Raw genomic sequence first — 18,139 nt, 5'->3', positions numbered from 1 at the left:
GTTTTCTTCCATTGCCGGCTTAACGTTTCGCGGGCGGGGCAACGGATTCCCGCACCACGATCTCGACTGGCATCAGTTCCTGCGGCGCCGGCGACGCGAGATCTTGCCAATTCGTTTCGAGAAGCAGCGCCAGCGACCGTCTGCCGATGTCCCGCACGGGCTGGCGAATGGCTGTCACTGACGGCGCGAAGAGATGGAAGGGCGCTACGTCGTCGAACCCAACAATGGAGAGATTGCCGGGGACCGAGATGCCTTCCGCCCGGAAGACCTCGATCATGCCGATGGTGATCTCGTCGGATGTCGCGAAGATCGCGGTGCCTGGCATGCCATTGGCAATGAAGCGGCGGGCGGCCTCGCGGCCGAACTCGACCGTGTAGTTTCCGCGATAGCTTGCCGGCACGATGTCCTCGCCCCAACGCTCGCGCAGCGCGCGGCGCAAGCCGTCGAAACGTCGGCGGCCGCTGATCATCTCGTGCTCGCTGCCGACGAACAGCACTTCGCGATGCCCGTGCGCGGCTAGGTGGAGACCAGCGAGGTAACCGCCCTGTTCGTTATCGCAGAACAGTTTCGGCACATCCGCACCAGGTACATCTTCGTCGGCGATGACGACCTTGCCGACCTGGTTGATGTGAGTTGCGAGTTGGCCGTCGTCGGCATGGTTGGTGACGAAGATCAGCCCGTCCACATGCTTGCGCTCGATCAGCTCCAGATAAGCTATCTCGCGGCCGGTTCGGTTGAGCGTGGCAAAGAGCGAGACTGCGAGGTTGCGGCTGTCGGCTTCCGCCTCGATCGCGGCTACGAAGGTGGCGAAGAACGGATTGGCGATGTCGGGCACGACCAGGCCGATCGTGTCCGAGCGCCCGCGGCTGAGGCGACGCGCATGCGGGTTGGGTCTGTAGTTGAGGTCGCGGATTGCGTCCTCGATGCGCTTGCGGGTCTCTTCGGGAAGAGAGAGCGAGCCATTGAGCAGGCGAGAGACGGTCGTCACGGAAACGCCGGCTGCCCCGGCGACATCTTTCAGGCTGGCGGTTTTGTCGCTCATGCCGTTTCCCCTGCAACAGCGTCTTGTAAAGCGCTTTAGTAAACCGCTTTACAATTTATCGAGAGCCGAGCGTTGTCAAGCCTTGCGATGGCGAGGTGCCATGACCCGCTCGGCCGATGGTGGCTCCGAACTCCGCCGCGGAAAGATCAGCGGTGGCGCGTCTGTAGCCTGGGCGGTTGGTTTTTCCCTGGCTCGCCGGATTGGCCTAGCGCGCGGTTCAGGGAGGATCAAGCGCTGTGCCACCCGCCGAAAACGCGGCGATGATCGCCTCCAGCGACACGTTCAATGCGCTGGAGAAGGTGCGGCCCTTCAGCGCCTCGATGCTCTACGAGATCGCCACCGTCCTGCGCGTCCCCGTCAGCGCAAGCCGCAGCATCTGCGGCCCGATGACGAGAAGCCAGCGCTGCCAAGCGCTCAGGCCAAGCGTCTTGGCAGCTTCGGTCTGGCCGGCGGGCACCGCGGCGATCGCACCGCGGAACACTTCGGTCGCATAGCCGCTGAAAACCACTGAAAGCGCGATGACGCCGGCACTGAACGCGTTCACCTCGACATAGCGCCCGGCCAGCCTGCTTGCGAGCGTGGTGCCGCCGAAATAGATGAGCAGGATGATGAGAAGCTCAGGCACGCCGCGCACAATCGTGGTGTAGGCCGTCACGATGCGGGCGAGCGACGAGTGCGCCGTGCCTTTCGAGATCGCCAGAAGCAATCCCACGGCCGTCCCCAGGCAGCCGCTGATCAGTCCAAGGCTGACGGTTACGGTGAGGGCGGCAGCAAATTGAGCAGTAAAACCACCCATCGGGCGTTTTCCTTGAAGCGCAATAGGCTAAGGGACGCCTGCCGATTGAAGATCATAGTCGGCTGGAGTACCTACGGTTGCGGTTTGTGTTACCAATAATTCTGAGTTAATTGTTAGGTTTGTGCTATAGTACGATCCAGGTTATTGGCACTCAATCTATAATTTTCACAATTTTTGCTATAAGAAATCCTTCTAGCGTGACATTAATCTCGAAGGAAATTGTCGTTCTGCGACGGTCGCGTTGCTCGATTGGCATTGCGCCTCAAAGAAGGCGGGCGGTGCTTTCAAGGCCGACGAGCCAAGCCCATCCGCCGCCCGGCCCGAGCGCCGGTCCCGGCTATTCGAGTAGAGGCGATCGAGGGGCGGACTCCTGATCTGGAGCCGGCTATTTGTCTGCTGAGCTCACGCGGAAGTTCGCTCCAAATATCTCCGCCAGGCGCATGCGCGCATAGCGATAAGCAAACCTTCAGCTTTACCAGTCACTATAGTGACCATATTATAGTGTGTCGCGAGATCGCCCGTGGTCTCGGGGGCGTACCCGTTGATGCGCTCCTGGAATTTCTCGATTCTGGAAAGAATGTTGTCGAATGACGGCGGGGTTTTGTCGAACATCATCGGCGCCATTGCCCGATAATCCGCTCTGAGATCCTTGGATCCGAGCCTCGCTGGGCAGCCCGCTGCCACTGATGTCGAGCTGCTGGCAACTGCGGCAAAGCACAAGGCCTTTCGCTCGCGCTGGGCCAACTACGATACAGCACGCCCAGGCACTTTGCGGCTGATGCTTGCCCTCGTCGGAATCAGGCGGCATCATGGCGAGTTCGTAAAGTGGCGGGAGAAATATTGCGGCGTCGCCGACTCTGCCGGACGGTGGGCTTCAAGAGACGTGTTCAAATAGGCGGCTACCGCCGCAGGTCTACGATCAGCTTCTGCCTGGAGAGGACCCATCAATTGCCTTTTACGCAACTTCCGGAGCGCAACCGGCAGACGTTTAAAGGCGCCATAACTTTTCGCCCTTTCCGCAGTTCTGGCGATCATTAGCGCTGCGCCCACCCGCCAGCGGCGAAACTAAAAAAGCGGTCCTGCGTTGGAGGACGTCAAGCCATTCCTCGTGAGTATGGACGGTGGGCGTGATCGAGCGAAGGGAGTTGATGGGTCGAGCATTCTTCAAACGAAGTCCCCTCCCCGTGACCAAGCCCCATTAAGGCCGCCCAATTTTCGGCCCGTCCAACTGGCAACGCTCGTCGACGTAGTCCCTGCCGGCGACCGCTGGATCCACGAAATGAAATATGACGGCTATCGCATTCTCGTTGCCGTCGGCAGCGGCGAAGCGCGCGCCTAACCGCGATCTGGCCTGGACTGGTCTGGTCGTTTTCCCTCCATCCTTTCGGAAGCCCGCAAGCTCAAGGTCCGCTCCGCCCTAATCGACGGCGAGGCCGTGGTCGTCGATGCCGACGGAAGATCAAACTTCCAGGCGCTTCAGAACGCATTAAAGGGTGCCGACCATCGACTTTTATGCCTTCGACCTGCTTCAGCTCGACGGCGAAGATCTCACGAGGCGTCCTCTCCTTGAACGCAAGGAAAAGCTCAAGGCAATTTTGCCCGCGAAGCACCCTGTGCTTCGGTACTCTGATCATATCCTGGGTCGCGGAGAAGAGCTGCTCGAGCGCTTTTGCGCGGCCGGTCTCGAGGGGGTGGTTTCGAAGCTCGCCGATTCGCATTATGTGGCGGCCCGCGGCAGAAACTGGCTCAAGATCAAGTGCATCAAGCGTCAGGAATTCGTGATTGCCGGCTGGACGCCGTCCGACAAGGTCCGCGTTCCGCTCATTGATCCTTGCAGTGCATGACGGCGGCAGGTTGCGTTATGCGGGGAAAGTCGGCACCGGCTTCGATACAGCTGAACTTTTCCGTCTCATGAAGATCATGGCACCGCTCGAGCAGAAGGCCGCGACGGTCGAGGCGCCGCGAGCCGAAGTTCGCGGAGCACATTGGCTTCGCCCCAAGCTGGTCGCGGAGGTTGCCTTCACCGAGATGACCAACGAAGGAACGTTGAGACATCCGAGCTATCTCGGTCTGCGCGAAGACAAGAAGCCGGAGGCGGTCGTGCTGGAGACGGAACGTCGCACGGCCAAGCTGACCGGGTCGCCGGCGAACGCCATCGCCATCAGCAACCGTGACCGCGTCATCTATCCGGAGGCCAATATCACCAAGGGAGAGCTCGCCGACCACTACGCGGCCGTCGCCGAGATCATGCTCCCTTGGGTCGGCAGCAGGCCGATCAGCCTTGTCCGCTGTCCGCAGGGCCGCGCGAAGAAGTGCTTCTTCCAGAAGCATGATGCCGGGAGCTTTGGCGACAAAGTCCACCACGTCGGTATCACGGAAAAGGACGGTCACGAGGAGCCGTACCTTTATGTCGACGATGCCGATGGGTTGATGATCTGCGTCCAGATGGGAACGATCGAGCTGCATGGGTGGGGCGCCCGGATCGAGGATATCGAGAAGGCCGATCGCCTTGTCTTCGACCTTGACCCAGATGAGGGTCTCGATTTCGAAGCTGTCCGCGCCGCCGCTTTCCAGTTTCGTGACATTTTGAAATCGCTGGGACTTACGACTTTCCCTATACTGACTGGAGGCAAAGGAGTGCATGTCATCGCGCCGCTCACCCCTCAGGCCGAGTGGCCGCAAGTGAAAGACTTCGCGCATCGTCTCGCTCAAGCGGTCGCTCAGAGTGATCCCTCTCACTTTACGGCCGCGTTGCCGAAGGCGCGCCGCAAGGGTCGCATCTTTGTGGACTATTTGCGCAACCAGCGTGGGGCGACCGCGATCATGCCTTATAGCGCAAGGTCCCGACCGGCCGCTCCGGTCGCGGCGCCGATCACCTGGGCGGAGATGAAGACGATAGATGCGCCTTCGCATTTCCACGTTGGCGATGCTGCTGAATTGAAGAAACGCGCAGCCAGCAAATCCCTGGCGGGATGGGGTCGAGCCGACCAATCATTGCCAAATCTGTAGCCCTATTCCGCGAAAGGCAGCAAGACTGGATTAAGGTTTCGCTCCCTTGGCCTGATGGAACCTGCGAAGATTAGCCCCGTTTGCCTCGACCATGGCAAAAACCGATACGCGGAAGGTCGCCAGCCTCTTAAGGGAATATGCACATCGCACGTCGCTGCGCGGGGACAATCCCTATCGCACCAAGGCTTACTTGCGCGCGGCCGATAGTCTGGCTGCGTTGTCGCAGCCGCTCGATCGGATCATCGCGGCAGGCGCCCTCACCAGGATCCCGGGTATCGGTGACGCAATCGCAGATATCGTGCGCAAGCTCTATGAAACGGGCACGCACCCGAGCCTTGAGAAACTGCGCGAGGAGGTGCCGGCAGGTGTGCTGGAGCTGTTTGCCATACCGGGCCTTCGGCCCGACAAGATCCTGAAGCTTCATCAGGCGCTCGGCGTGAACTCGTTGGCTGAGCTCGAAGCCGCGGCAAAGGCAGATCGCATCCGGCCAGTCAAAGGCCTCGGCGCTTCGCTTCAGACAAAAATCCTGCAAAATCTGGCTATCGCGCGAAGCAGCGAAACCCGGCTACACCTGCACAAGGCCGCCGCTCTTCTTGAGCATGCGGTCATGTCAGTGGCGCAAGAGCACCCCGAGTTTTCGCGCGTGGAAATCGCCGGGGATTTCCGGCGCGGTTGCGAACTTGTTTCCGACCTCGCGCTGGTCGCTCTTGGGAAGAGGCGGACCGAAATCGAGCAGTCCACCCTCAGGCTTGTGGTCGCCGACAACAAGCACTTTGGCGCGAGCTTACTCGAAGCAACCGGTTCGGCGGCCCATCTTGAGCAATTGAGGATGCACGCGACCGAGAGGGGGTTCGCCCTCAGACCCGATGGGCTCTACCGCGGCAGAAAGCTGATCGCGTCAGCAACAGAACAGGAAATCTACCAGGCGTTGGACCTGCAGTTCATCGAACCTGAACTGCGCGAAGGCAAGGGCGAGATTGAGCGGGCAGCGAGGCGGCAACTTCCTACCCTCGTCCGGGACGAAGATCTGCATGGCATCCTGCATTCTCATACGACTGCATCCGATGGCACCGAGACGCTTGAGGCAATGGCCGAAGCGACCCGTAAGCGCGGGTTCGAGTACTATGGTGTCGCCGACCATTCACAGTCGGCCCACTACGCGGGTGGGCTCTCATCGCACGAGATTGCCGAACAGCACCGCGAAGCCGATCGGTTGAACAGGCAGTACGGTGGCGAATTCCGTATCCTGAAGGGCATCGAGGCAGACATCCTGGCCGACGGCTCGCTTGACTATCCGGAGCACATCTTGAAGCAGTTTGATTTCGTTGTCGCGAGCGTGCACAGCCGCTTCCGGTTGTCTGAGAAAGAGCAGACGGAGCGGATCGTTGAGGCAATCGCGAACCCTCTCACGACAATCATCGGGCACATGACCGGTCGCCAATTGTTGCGTCGTCCAGGCTACGAGCTCGACGTCGACAAGGTCCTCAGAGCGTGCGCTAAACATGGCGTCGCTGTCGAAATCAACGCCCATCCGTGGCGGCTCGATCTCGACTGGCGGTGGCATCAAAAGGCACTCGACTATGGCTGCATCTTCAGCATCAATCCGGACGCTCATTCAATCCGCGAACTCGACCACATGCATTGGGGTGTCGAGATGGCCCGCAAGGGAGGTGTCCCCAGGACGCGGGTTCTCAATGCGATGGGTTTGGCGGCTCTGCTTGCGCACCTTTCAAAGCGCAAGTGCACGTCCAAGACCGGCGGCAGGCGCCGCTCGCCTACGCGGAAAGCTGTCGCATGAGGCTCGCGTTCTTGTCGGCAGAACAGGCAACGGCTCTCGGGCGGGCCGCTGCCCAGTATGGTTCCCTAGCGCGCCACCAACGCTAGCAAGGAGCCTCATAACGCCCTCTTTCCCGTTGCGGTCAGCATGCCCATCGCAGGTCAAGTGAGAACAGGCAGAGGCGCTCTGCCTCTCAGCGTTTAGACCGGCGTTTTACGTTTTGGATGCCGAGGAGCTTTTGCCCGTGAACCAAGTTCGGGATTGTCTTCGTTTGGGATGGGGACCGTAAACCCCGTGCAAAGTCGAAAGCTCGTCGAGGCGCGCTTGTCAATCAAATCGATGCGGTTCGGCAAAGTATTTCATTGTTACAGGCATAGCTATGCACCGGCTCCAAATCCTGGCGTTCTGGAATGAGCTGAACGCTAAAACGGCGCGTCTTTTCCGCTGGAGACCGTGCTGGCGAACTATCCATCAGGGCAAGGTCAGAGTCGCGCTCGGATCTCAATTTGAGAGCCAGCTCGCGGAAAGCCACCGCCTGAAAACCCCCAAGAACGCTATGCCGCCGGGGGACATGGGATGGCACCCGCGCCAGAAATTGTCGCGCAGCCTATTGGCAATCTAGCACAGGTTCTGCGTGAGCCTTCAGTCTGGCGCCGGCTGCGACATTGGCCCCCTGCCGGAACGGAAGGCAGTTCCTTCCGTTGGATGAATTGACGTTGGCAGATACCGACCTCAATCGACCAGGCAACAGGAGGAATTTCACAATGGTCCGCAAGCTACTAGCTACGGCCGCCACGGCTGCTCTCATGTCGACGGCGCTCTGCACAGCGGGTGCTCACGCCGCAAATACCAACAAGCCCGCTACCCAGACGGGGGTTGTTGCCCCGGTCACTGATGGCAAGCTTGTCTCCAAGATCATGGGGGCAGCGGTCTATGACAGCACCGCTGATGACGCGACGAAGATCGGCAATGTCAATGACATCGTCCTGGACAAGGACGGGAACGCCAAACTGGTCGTCATTGGCGTCGGCGGGTTCCTTGGCGTGGGGGAAAAGAATGTGGCCTATGATTTCGGCAAGCTCGAATGGGTCAACAAGAAGGGCGATCTCTGGTTAGTCGCAAAAACGACGAAGGATGAGCTCAAAGCTCAACCCAATTTCGATACGAAGGCTTATGATTCCGCGGCAGCGTCGACGACCCAACCGACCAACAGCCAGGCGGCCGATGGCAAAACCGATACCACTGCGACGGCCTCGATCGACAAGTCGACCTTGACCGAAATGCCGTCAGACAAAATCAGTGCGGCAAATCTGATCGGAACCAACGTCTATGGCGCAGATGATGCGAAGGTAGGCGAGATCGGCGACGTTATCCTGACGGGTGACAAGAAGGTCGACTCGATAATCGTTGATGTAGGAGGCTTTCTTGGCATTGGCGAAAAGAAGGTCGCCGTCGGTATGGAGAACCTCAAGTTCATGACCGACAAGAACGGTAACCGTTATCTCTATACGAACTTCACCAAGGACCAGTTGGAGGCGCAAACTGCCTACGATAAGGCCACTTACGCCCAAAACCGGGACAAGCAGCGCATCATCGTCAACAAGTAAAAAACGATCGCTAAGCGCTCGCCCGTGTGGCGGATGCTTCGAGCTGGAGAACGCAGGAGCGGACTTGAAGCTAGACGACGAGGTCCATCATAGCTCTGAAGATATCAGCGACCTCGTTCTGTCTGATGTCGTTTCTGCGCTTCATCGACGACTCAAGGTTAGCCACGAGTTCGACATTCCCTACATTGCTGGGTACAGCAGGAATGCAATGACGATTTACATCGACCGGCATCTGCCGCGCACCATCAGGTGGAGGGGCAAGGACGTGCGGCTCGAACCATTTCTGGTGTGCCACGAAATTGTTGAAAAAACTCTCTTGGACAATTTGCGGCTTCATTATCTGCACGCCCATCAAATCGCCTCGCGCATCGAAAGAGATGCGGTCAAAGCGGCTGGCCTGACCTGGCGGCACTACCAAGGCGTCAACAAGGGGCATGAGAAAGCGATCGATGAGGAACAGCTTCGCGGCGTGCCAGGGGAGTTAGATCTCACGCCTTACAAGGACCTGAAGGATTACCCATTGCTCCGACGGCTGGTCCAAGCATCGCAGTAGCTCGTAGCTTGGGATGGTCCAAGGTACCGAGACGGCGGGAAATTGAAGCAGGCACACTGTCAAATTTTCTCGCCAATGGAACTTCCCGACGCACTGCTGGTTCGCCTGCATAGGGACGACTGAGGCCCATTCCGACCTGTGCATTCTGCAGGCAAAGCGCCTCGCCAACAGGAGACGGCCATGAAACATCAGACACTTGAAGAACTGCATGAGGTCGCGGAAGTCGAAGCATCTTTTTCGGCTATGACGCGGCGTCAGCGTTTGGAACATTGGGCCATGCTGCTCGAGCGAAATCCCGAGCGGTGCCTCGCCGCCTTCCCCGGGACGGAATACATGACCCTGGACGTGCGTGACAAGGCGCGGTCCTTGGACTCCGCACTCAGCGTCGCTTTCGCCGATCCCATATTGCGCGCGCAAGGATTGAAGAACGATACCTATGGCGAAGCGAAGCGCTTCTTCGAGCTTACGGATTGGCAGTTGCACGCTATTGTCTGCCATTGCCATGTCGGCGGGACCATGAAAGCCGGATGGGCTGCCATTCAAGTTCGGTCTGCCATCGGCATCGAAGGGAAGCTTTTCAGCAAGTTGCGCGAAGCGATCTTTCATTGGCCGGTATTCCGCATGCGAACTCATGCGAGGGAGTAAGACGCACCCGAGTGAGCCAAAGCTGCAACGGTCAGGCACCCCGAACACTATATTTTGGACTTGATCGCTGAATTGCGACAATAACGGGCGACACTTGCGAATATGTCATCGCGGCGCCCGTTTTTCTCGCGCCGCTCGCCGAGGCCGGCAGGCGGTCGCGGCCGGCCCGTTTTCCCGTCTTTCTGGCGCAGATCAGCCTGGCGGGGTGCCTTCGCATTTTTGGTCTGCCTCGCGCTCGGCCGCGATCTTCTTTTCCTTATCGGCCGCCACGCGCTTCAAACGAGAGTGGTTCCAATCTTTTGAAGGGCAATTTAGCCATGAAAGCGATGCGTCCCTCGGACCGGGCCGCACACGCAATTACGAACAGTGGCAAATCCTAACCAGACAAAATACGCCCAATCCATAAGGGATGACGAGAAGTCCGAGAGCGATCCAATAGCCCGGCTGCGCTATTGCGGCGAAATCTGAGCGAAGCTGTTCCATCTGCCCCAAACGATGCGCCAACATCGTTGTTCCAAGGGGCAACAATCCGAGCGGCATATGACCTTCCCGATTTGCGGGCAAGATGTTCTGAGCTTCCAGCTCGAGGCAGGAACAAGCTATTGAGACATTGGGTGTCCTCCTCCAGCGCCAGAACGGGTTACGGCAGCCTTGTTGAGCGGATCACGGTGCTTGGAGCACAATTTGATTTGAGCAAAGCAAGTCCGCGTTCGAGCGCGGTGGCCGTCTCCCCTCGCCGGAAGAGCCGCTTGATGCGCCAGGCGTTTTCCAGCGAGGCTGGGATAATCGGCAAAAGCGCATATAACCACTCTCACCATCTCGGTCGGCGTGCCGAGCGGTTCAGGGGATCATGTTTCAGACAGGTCCGATAGCTTTGCAACCTGCCGCGGTCGCGACAAATGGCCAAGCCTGTCCAACGCCATAATCCGGCCTGTCGCCGACGCTTGATGCGGCCAGTGATCCAACTGGATCCGCGCCCCGGCGTCCTTTACAGGCCAGCGGACTTGGTCGGCTACAAATCTTTTCATGAAGGAGGAACAAAGCAGCCGGTTGTCAGTTCGGTAACATCCAACAAATGTTTGCGGGTCATGGCTCATTGTCGGTTTTCGGTACTAGCTTTGGGCCTTCTGGTCTTGGCCTTTGGCTCGATGCAGCAGAGTGCCGCTCACGCCCAAGCGCCCTGCCCAGCCGATCACGACAAGCTGCTCGAGGCTTTGAAAACCAATGTCAAGGCGAGCGGCGGCACCGCGAATGGCGGCTTCGAGACCAATGAATGGGCGGCAATCGTTGCCCGCGACGGTACGGTCTGCGCCATTGCCTTCAGCGGACCCACGGCCGATGCGCAGTGGCCGGGCAGCCGACTGGTCGCGGCCGAGAAGGCCAACACGGCCAACGGGCTCAGCCTGGCAAACATGGCGCTTTCGACAGCCAATCTCTATGCCGGGGTGCAGCCAGGCGGTCCGTTGTTCGGCCTGGAGGCCACCAATCCGGTCAACCAGGCAGTGGCTTACGCAGGCGACCCCACGACGTTCGGCAGCGCCAACGATCCGCTGATCGGCAAGCCGATCGGAGGCCTCGTCGTGTTCGGCGGAGGCTTGGCCCTGTATGACGGCAAGGCAATTGTCGGTGGTCTCGGCGTCAGCGGCGATTCCTCCTGCGCCGACCACAATGTCGCCTGGCGCGTTCGTGCAGCCCTGGGCCTCGACAAGGTTCCCGCGGGCGTCAACCCCAATCGCAAGGATGCCATCATCTACGATCTCGATCCCGGCGGGAAAAGCGCCTCAGGCTGGGGCCACCCGCTTTGTGCCGGGCACGAGGCCGATATAGCGGCGGAAATCGGTTCCGGCGTCGGAGGTTCGGCGCCGAAATGAAGCAAGCAGCGCAACCGGCACGATCCTGCGGCGACGCCCCGCTGACCAAGCGCTCGTCGGCGCCCCGAAAACGTTCACTGGGCGCCTTTGCAGCGATGCTGTTGGTCTGCGCCCCCTTGCTGACAGCCGCTTCGGAATCGCCGCCGGCACCCGCGATCTCACCGCCTGCCGCGGCCGCACCGCCCGATGACGGGCAATGGACGATGCCTGCCAAGAACTACGCCTCGACCCGCTATAGCGAGCTCGCCGAGATCAACGAAGGCAACGTCAAGAATCTGCAGGTCGCCTTCACCTTTTCCACCGGCGTGAACAAGGGCCAGGAAGCGGCGCCGCTGGTGGTCGGCAGCACGATGTATATCGTGAGCCCGTTTCCCAACACCGTCTACGCGCTCGACCTTTCCAAGTCTGGCGCGCCGATGAAATGGAAATACGAGCCCAATCCTGAGCCTGCCGCGCAAGGGGTTGCCTGCTGCGATGTTGTCAACCGCGGCGCTGCCTTCGCGAATGGACGCATATTCTTCAACACGCTCGACGGCCACACCATCGCGCTCGATGCCAACACCGGCCAGCCGGTCTGGAACGCCCATGTCGGCAACATCAATATCGGCGAAACTATCACCATGGCGCCGCTTGTGGTGAAAGGCAAAGTGCTGGTCGGCAATTCCGGCGGCGAGATGGGCGTTCGCGGCTGGGTCAAAGCGCTCGACGCTGGCGACGGTCATGTCGTCTGGACGGCTTACAACACGGGCCCCGACAAGGAGGTGCTGATCGGCCCGGATTTCAAGCCGCATTACGACACGGACAAGGGCAAAGACCTTGGCGTCTCGACATGGCCGCCGGAAGCCTGGAAGATCGGCGGCGGCAATATGTGGGGCTGGATTTCCTATGATCCGGATCTCAACCTTATCTTCCACGGCACCGGCAACCCCGGCCCCTGGAATCCCGATCTGCGGCCCGGCGACAACAAATGGACATCGGGCATCTTCGCCCGCGATCCCGATACCGGAGCGGCGAAATGGTTCTACCAGTGGACCCCGCACGATCTGCACGATTATGACGGCATCAACGAGCAGATCCTGCTCGACATGAACTGGCAGGGCAAGCCGCGCAAGGTGCTGGTCCGGCCCGAACGCAACGGCTATCTCTACGTCCTTGATCGCACCACCGGTGAGGTCCTGTCTGCAAAGCCTTATGGCCCCGTGAACTCCAGCAAGGGCGTGGATCTCAAGACCGGCCGCCTGATCGAAAACCCGGACAAGCTGACGGGCACCGGCAAGGTCGTCCGCGACATCTGTCCGACCGCGTCGGGCCTCAAAGACTGGCAGCCTTCCGCCTTCTCTCCGAAGACCGGCCTACTCTACATCCCGCACAACAATCTGTGCATGGACGAAGAAGGCGTCGAGGTGAATTACATCGCCGGCACGCCCTATGTCGGAATGAACGTCCGCATGATCCCGGGGCCGGGCGGCAACCGCGGCGCCTTCACGGCGTGGGATATCGCGGCCGAAAAACCCACCTGGAGCCTCAAGGAGAATTTCCCGGTGTGGAGCGGCGCTGTCGTGACCGCCGGCGACGTGGTCTTTTATGGAACGATGGAAGGCTGGTTCAAGGCGGTGAGCGCCAAGACTGGCGACCTGCTCTGGCAGTTCAAGACCTCGTCCGGCATTATCGGCCAGCCTATTACCTATCGCGGCCCGGACGGCCACCAATATGTCGCTGTATTGTCCGGCGTGGGCGGCTGGGCTGGCGCCATCGTGTCGGGCGACCTCGATCCGCGTGATGCCACCGCCGCGCTCGGTTTCGTCAATGCGATGAAGGACCTGAAGAACGCGACCACGGCGGGAGGCACGCTCTATGTGTTCCGGCTGCCCTGATGTGTTCGGCGTGATCCGGAACGTGGCACGAAAGGCTTTTCCGCCGATAGCGCTCGGCATCACCGCGCTCGCCTTGCTGCTCTTGCCGGCGACGGCCGGCGCTCGTGAACTCAGGGTCTGCGCCGACCCGAACAACCTGCCCTTTTCCAATGCAGCCGGACAGGGATTCGAGAACAGGATCGCCGAAATCATCGCGGCCGATCTCGGCGCGAAGCTGACCTACACCTGGTGGGCGCAGCGCCGCGGCTTCGTGCGCAACACGCTGAAGGCGGGTCTATGCGATCTCGTGCCCGGCACGCCGGCCAATCTCGAAATGCTGCGCACCACGAGGCCTTATTACCGCTCGTCCTATGTCTTCGTGACCCGCCAGAACGACCCCGACGTTGCCTCCTTCAACGACCCGCGGCTGCGCGACATGCGCATCGGCGTTCAACTCATCGGCGACGACGGCGCCAACTCGCCTCCGGTCCAGGCTCTCGGTCGTCGTGGCATAGTCGGACACCTCGTCGGCTATCCGGTCTATGGCGATTACTCCGCCCCCAATCCGCCGGCCCGCATCGTCGAGGCCGTGGCGAGCGGCGAGATCGACCTAGCCGTGGTATGGGGCCCGCTTGCCGGCTATTTTGCGCAGAAGCAGAAGGTGCCACTGCGGATCACGCCCGTTGCGCCTCGCATCGACGGACCGCAATTACCCATGATCTACGATATTTCGATGGGGGTGCGGCGCGAGGACGACGCGTTGCGCGGCGACGTGAACAATGCCTTGGCCAGGCACAAGGCGGAGATCGATGCATTGCTGGCGCAGTATGGTGTGCCGCGCCTCGATGCCTTGGGGAGCACGGTGCGATGAGGTGCGCTGTCGCCGTGCTCTTTCCTGTAGTGCTGATGCTCGTCGCCTGCCAGCGCGAGGAGCGGGACACGCGCCCCCAATCGGCCCTCGGCTCGGGCGAGCAGCCGACGCCGGTGACAACTCTGGAACCCGGCGGGCAGCGGCCCTCTCCCACAGACAACAAAGCGGCGAGCTTCGAGGCCAATGCCTTTCATCTGAGCGAAGGCAAGCGCCTGTTCGGTTGGTTCAACTGTTCAGGATGCCATGCCAATGGCGGCGGCGGCATGGGCCCGGCGCTGATGGACGAAAAATGGATCTATGGCAGCTCGATGGAAAGCATTCACGCCACCATCCGCGACGGCCGGCCGAACGGCATGCCCAGCTTCCGCGACAAGATCCCGGACGACCAGATCTGGGAGCTTGCGGCCTTCGTTCGCTCGTTGAGCGGCAACGCGCCCTCCTCCGCTGCGCCGTCGCGCAATGACGACATGATGGCGCACCCATCGGAAAACCGTATGCCGAATGCCGCCACGCTGGGGAAGTCGCCGTGAACCGCTTCGCCCCGATTGCGTTGGTTGCGACAATCGCCCTGTTTCTTCAGGGATGCGCCGGCTGGCAATCGGCGCTCGACCCGAAAGGTCCCGCGGCAAGCGAGCTCGCATGGCTGATCTGGTTCTTCACCGGCCTGTGCGCGGCGGTGTGGGTGCTGGTGATGATCGCCCTTGCCTTGCCATTGATGATGCGGCCACGAGCGCGCGTCGAGCCGCTTGTAATCGACGCCGATGCCGACAATCGCAAGCTGCGCGTGGTGTTAACCGCGGTCGGGTTGACGGTCGTGATCCTGGTCGGGCTCACGCTGCTCAGCTTCTTTGCCAACCGGACACTTGCGGCGATCGGCTCGCATGCCGCGTTGACCATTCGCGTCACAGGTCATCAATGGTGGTGGGAGGTGCGCTACGAGGATGCCACACCGAGCCACATCCTGACCACGGCCAACGAGATCCATATTCCCGCCGGTGAGCCGGTGCGGCTTCTTCTCACTTCGACCGACGTCATCCATTCCTTTTGGGTCCCGAGCCTTTCCGGCAAGCTCGACCTCATTCCCGGGCGCATGAACGTGCTCGACATCAAAGCGGACAAGCCCGGCGTCTATCGGGGCCAATGCGCCGAGTTCTGCGGCGCGCAGCACGCCAATATGGGCACCTTCATCATCGCCGAACCGCGCGAAAAGTTCGACGCCTGGTGGAACGATCAGTTGGAGCCGGCCGCCGCGCCAATGAGCGACGAGGCCAAGACCGGCGAGAACCTCTTCCTGAAACGCCCCTGTGTGATGTGTCACAAGATCGGCGGCACCCCCGCAGGCGGAACGGTCGCGCCCGATCTCACCCATATAGCCAGCCGGCAGACGCTTGCTGCCGGAACATTGACGATGAGCCGCGGCAATCTCGCCGCCTGGATAGCCGACCCACAGGGCGTGAAGCCCGGCTCGCACATGCCGGTGGTCGATCTCAACGGCGACGAGCTCAACGCCATCGTCGCCTACCTCGAGGGGCTGAAATGAGCAGCGCCGATATCACCAGCGAACGCGATCTGCCTCCCGAAAGCGAAGCGTCCGCCAAAGGCGATATCGCCCCCGAACGCGACGGACCGCGCGACACCGGCTTGGACGATGCCAGCCTGCATCGCTGGCTGGCGCGGACATGGCGCACGCCTCGCGGTATCATCGGCGCGCTGTCGAGCGTCGACCATAAGGTCATCGCCCGCCGATACCTGATCACCGCCTTCCTGTTTCTGTGTTTGGGCGGGCTCAACGCCGTTGTCATGCGCATCCAACTCTCGGGCCCGCAGCGCGGCCTGATCGGGCCGGATCTGTACAACCAGCTGTTTACCATGCATGGCGTCACCATGATGTTCCTGTTCGCTGTGCCCATCGTCCAGGCGACCGGCATCTACCTGGTGCCGTTGATGGTCGGCACCCGCAACATCGCCTTCCCGCGCCTCAATGCCTTCAGCTATTGGGTCTATGTCTCAGGAGGCCTTTTCGCCTGGGTGTCCTTCGCCCTCTCGATGGCGCCGGATGTGGGCTGGTTCGCCTATGTGCCGCTGTCCGGGCCGGAATACGCTCCAGGCAAGCGCGCAGACGTCTGGGCGCAGATGATCACCTATACTGAGGTATCATCCCTGGCGGTCGCCGTCGCGACAATCGTCACCGTGTTCAAGCAGCGGGCACCCGGCATGTCGCTCGACAAGATCCCGCTCTACGTCTGGGCATTGCTGGTCACGTCCTTCGTCGTCGTCTTCGCCATGCCGGCGGTGATGATCACCTCGACCTTCCTGATCCTCGACCGGCTCGTCGGCACGCATATCTTCAACCCGGCCGAAGGCGGCGACGCGCTCCTGTTCCAGCATCTCTTCTGGTTCTTCGGCCATCCCGAAGTCTACATTATCTTCCTGCCGGCGACCGGCATGGTCTCCGCCATCATCCCGGCCTTCGCCCGGCGCCCGATGTTCGGCCATCTCGGCTTGGTCCTGTCGTTGATCGCCGTCGGCTTCCTGTCGTTCGGCCTCTGGGTCCACCACATGTTCGCGACCGGGCTGCCGAAACTGGGGGCCAGCTTCTTCACCGCCTCGAGCATGATGATCGCAATCCCCAACGGCGTTCAAATCTTCTGCTGGCTGGCGACTCTCTGGGACAGCAGACCGGTGATCCGCACGCCGCTGCTGTTCGTCTTCGGCTTCTTCTTCATCTTCGTCATCGGCGGCCTGACTGGCGTCATGCTTGCCTCAGTGCCGCTCGACCTGCAGGTGCACGACACCTATTTCGTCGTCGCTCACTTCCATTACGTGCTGATCGGCGGCTCGGTCTTTCCGCTGCTCGGAGCTGCCTATTTCTGGTTTCCCAAAATCACCGGCCGTATGATGAGCGAGCGGCTCGGGCGTTGGCACTTTTGGCTGGCGATGGTCGGCTTCAACGCGGCTTTCTTCCCCATGCACATCGTCGGCCTGTGGGGCATGCCGCGCAGGGTCTACACCTATCCGGCCGAGCTCGGCTGGGGGAACATTAATTTCTTCATCAGCGCCGGCGCGGTGCTTTTCTTCCTGAGCTTCGTGCTGTTTGCCTTCAACCTCGTCCACAGCGCATTGAGGGGTGCGCCTACCGGCGACAATCCCTGGGACGCCGGCACGCTCGAATGGGCGACGTCCTCGCCGCCGCCCAGCTATAATTTCGCGCGCATTCCGATCGTGACGAATGTCGAGCCGCTCTGGGCCGAACGCGAGGCGCTCCCCGTCGCGACCGGGCTTCGCGTCGACGTGCGCGAGTTAGTCGTCTCGACGGTGGCGGAAGCCCATCCCGACATCCGCGAGAAATCGGCGACGCCGTCGATCTGGCCGCTGCTGGCGGCGATCGCCGTCGGTGCCACCTTCCTCTACTCGATCTTCACGCCCTGGGCGATCGTCTGGGGCGCCGCGCCGATCGCCGTCACGTTGATCGGATGGTTCTGGCCCAAGGGCGATCCGGAGGACGAGGGATGAACCAGCGCCCCGCCATGGATCTTTCCGGCCTTCCGACCTTTGGACATGGCCCGCGCAGCCCGACCTGGTGGGGTACGCTTGGCTTCATGGCGTTGGAGGGCACGGGCTTTGCGCTGGCCGCCGGGGCCTATCTCTATCTCGCGACCTTGTGGCCCAACTGGCGGCTAAGCGCTCCGCAGCCCAACCATTGGCCCGGAACGATCGTAACGCTGCTTCTCATCGCCAGCCTGGTTCCCAACCACATACTGAACGGCTACGCCAAGCAATGCGCTATAGGACCGGTGCGGATCGGCATGGTGGTGATGTCGCTGCTCGGCATCGCGCCGCTCGTCGTGCGCTGGTTCGAGTTTCCGGCGCTGAACATCTATTGGGACACGAACGCCTACGGCTCGATGCTGTGGGTGCTGCTCGGTCTTCACACGACGCATCTCATCACCGACGTCGGCGACACAATCGTTCTGACGGTGCTGATGTTCACGCACCATGGCTACAGCGGCCGCCGCTTCGGCGACGTCGGCGACAATGTCTTCTACTGGGACTTCGTGGTCCTTACCTGGATCCCGATCTACCTGCTCATCTACTGGCTTCCGAGGCTAGGCTGA

15 protein-coding genes are annotated in these 18,139 nt (G+C 61.0%); 13 read left to right on the top strand and 2 right to left on the bottom strand.

Annotated elements, in window-relative coordinates; all coding sequences use genetic code 11:
- Positions 1-19: 19 nt before the first annotated feature.
- Both LB565_RS08610 and LB565_RS08605 read right to left on the bottom strand, forming a co-directional pair.
- On the bottom strand, positions 20-1,042 hold the full coding sequence (locus LB565_RS08610) for a LacI family DNA-binding transcriptional regulator (protein ID WP_224582809.1): 1,023 nt from the start codon (positions 1,040-1,042) through the stop codon (positions 20-22).
- Positions 1,043-1,367: 325 nt separating this feature from the next.
- On the bottom strand, positions 1,368-1,838 hold the full coding sequence (locus LB565_RS08605; protein ID WP_224582807.1) for an ABC transporter permease subunit: 471 nt from the start codon (positions 1,836-1,838) through the stop codon (positions 1,368-1,370).
- 1,493 nt (positions 1,839-3,331) lie between these two features.
- Between LB565_RS08605 and LB565_RS08600 the strand changes: the two genes are divergently transcribed.
- The 13 genes from LB565_RS08600 to LB565_RS08540 all read left to right on the top strand — a co-directional run bounded on the left by LB565_RS08600 (position 3,332) and on the right by LB565_RS08540 (position 18,139).
- The gene (locus LB565_RS08600; protein WP_224582805.1) at positions 3,332-3,682 is read left to right on the top strand and encodes a hypothetical protein; all 351 of its coding nucleotides are present in this window, start codon (positions 3,332-3,334) and stop codon (positions 3,680-3,682) included.
- A complete protein-coding gene (gene ligD / locus LB565_RS08595) occupies positions 3,663-4,847 on the top strand; it encodes a DNA ligase D (protein WP_263488411.1) in 1,185 nt (394 codons plus the stop codon). Before LB565_RS08600 ends, ligD begins: the two co-directional genes overlap by 20 nt.
- Positions 4,848-4,938: 91 nt before the next feature.
- Positions 4,939-6,645, top strand: coding sequence for a DNA polymerase/3'-5' exonuclease PolX (locus LB565_RS08590; RefSeq protein WP_224582801.1), 1,707 nt, complete (start codon positions 4,939-4,941; stop codon positions 6,643-6,645).
- A gap of 743 nt (positions 6,646-7,388) precedes the next feature.
- A complete protein-coding gene (locus LB565_RS08585; protein WP_318012133.1) occupies positions 7,389-8,231 on the top strand; it encodes a PRC-barrel domain-containing protein in 843 nt (280 codons plus the stop codon).
- A gap of 64 nt (positions 8,232-8,295) precedes the next feature.
- Positions 8,296-8,784, top strand: coding sequence for a hypothetical protein (locus tag LB565_RS08580; protein ID WP_224582800.1), 489 nt, complete (start codon positions 8,296-8,298; stop codon positions 8,782-8,784).
- Positions 8,785-8,964: 180 nt separating this feature from the next.
- Entirely contained in the window at positions 8,965-9,429 is a 465-nt protein-coding gene (locus LB565_RS08575; RefSeq protein WP_224582798.1) for a hypothetical protein, read from the top strand.
- 1,148 nt (positions 9,430-10,577) lie between these two features.
- Positions 10,578-11,300: a heme-binding protein gene (locus LB565_RS08570; RefSeq protein ID WP_224582795.1), complete on the top strand. Its 723-nt coding sequence runs from the start codon at positions 10,578-10,580 to the stop codon at positions 11,298-11,300.
- 95 nt (positions 11,301-11,395) lie between these two features.
- Positions 11,396-13,174, top strand: a complete 1,779-nt coding sequence (locus LB565_RS08565; protein WP_224583105.1) for a methanol/ethanol family PQQ-dependent dehydrogenase — start codon at positions 11,396-11,398, stop codon at positions 13,172-13,174.
- The gene (locus tag LB565_RS08560; protein WP_224582794.1) at positions 13,155-14,024 is read left to right on the top strand and encodes a substrate-binding domain-containing protein; all 870 of its coding nucleotides are present in this window, start codon (positions 13,155-13,157) and stop codon (positions 14,022-14,024) included. Before LB565_RS08565 ends, LB565_RS08560 begins: the two co-directional genes overlap by 20 nt.
- Entirely contained in the window at positions 14,021-14,554 is a 534-nt protein-coding gene (locus LB565_RS08555) for a c-type cytochrome (protein WP_095768543.1), read from the top strand. Before LB565_RS08560 ends, LB565_RS08555 begins: the two co-directional genes overlap by 4 nt.
- The gene (coxB, locus tag LB565_RS08550) at positions 14,551-15,564 is read left to right on the top strand and encodes a cytochrome c oxidase subunit II (protein WP_224582791.1); all 1,014 of its coding nucleotides are present in this window, start codon (positions 14,551-14,553) and stop codon (positions 15,562-15,564) included. The genes LB565_RS08555 and coxB overlap by 4 nt, the downstream gene beginning before the upstream one ends.
- A complete protein-coding gene (gene ctaD / locus LB565_RS08545; protein ID WP_224582789.1) occupies positions 15,561-17,537 on the top strand; it encodes a cytochrome c oxidase subunit I in 1,977 nt (658 codons plus the stop codon). The genes coxB and ctaD overlap by 4 nt, the downstream gene beginning before the upstream one ends.
- Positions 17,534-18,139 carry a heme-copper oxidase subunit III gene (locus tag LB565_RS08540; RefSeq protein WP_224582780.1) on the top strand — a complete coding sequence of 202 codons (606 nt, stop codon included), beginning with the start codon at positions 17,534-17,536 and terminating at the stop codon, positions 18,137-18,139. Before ctaD ends, LB565_RS08540 begins: the two co-directional genes overlap by 4 nt.

It is taken from the genome of Mesorhizobium sp. CA14, assembly GCF_020165195.1.
Classification (GTDB): domain Bacteria; phylum Pseudomonadota; class Alphaproteobacteria; order Rhizobiales; family Rhizobiaceae; genus Mesorhizobium.
Note: the sequence above shows the minus strand (reverse complement) of the source record. Positions and strands in the feature narration are given on the sequence as shown.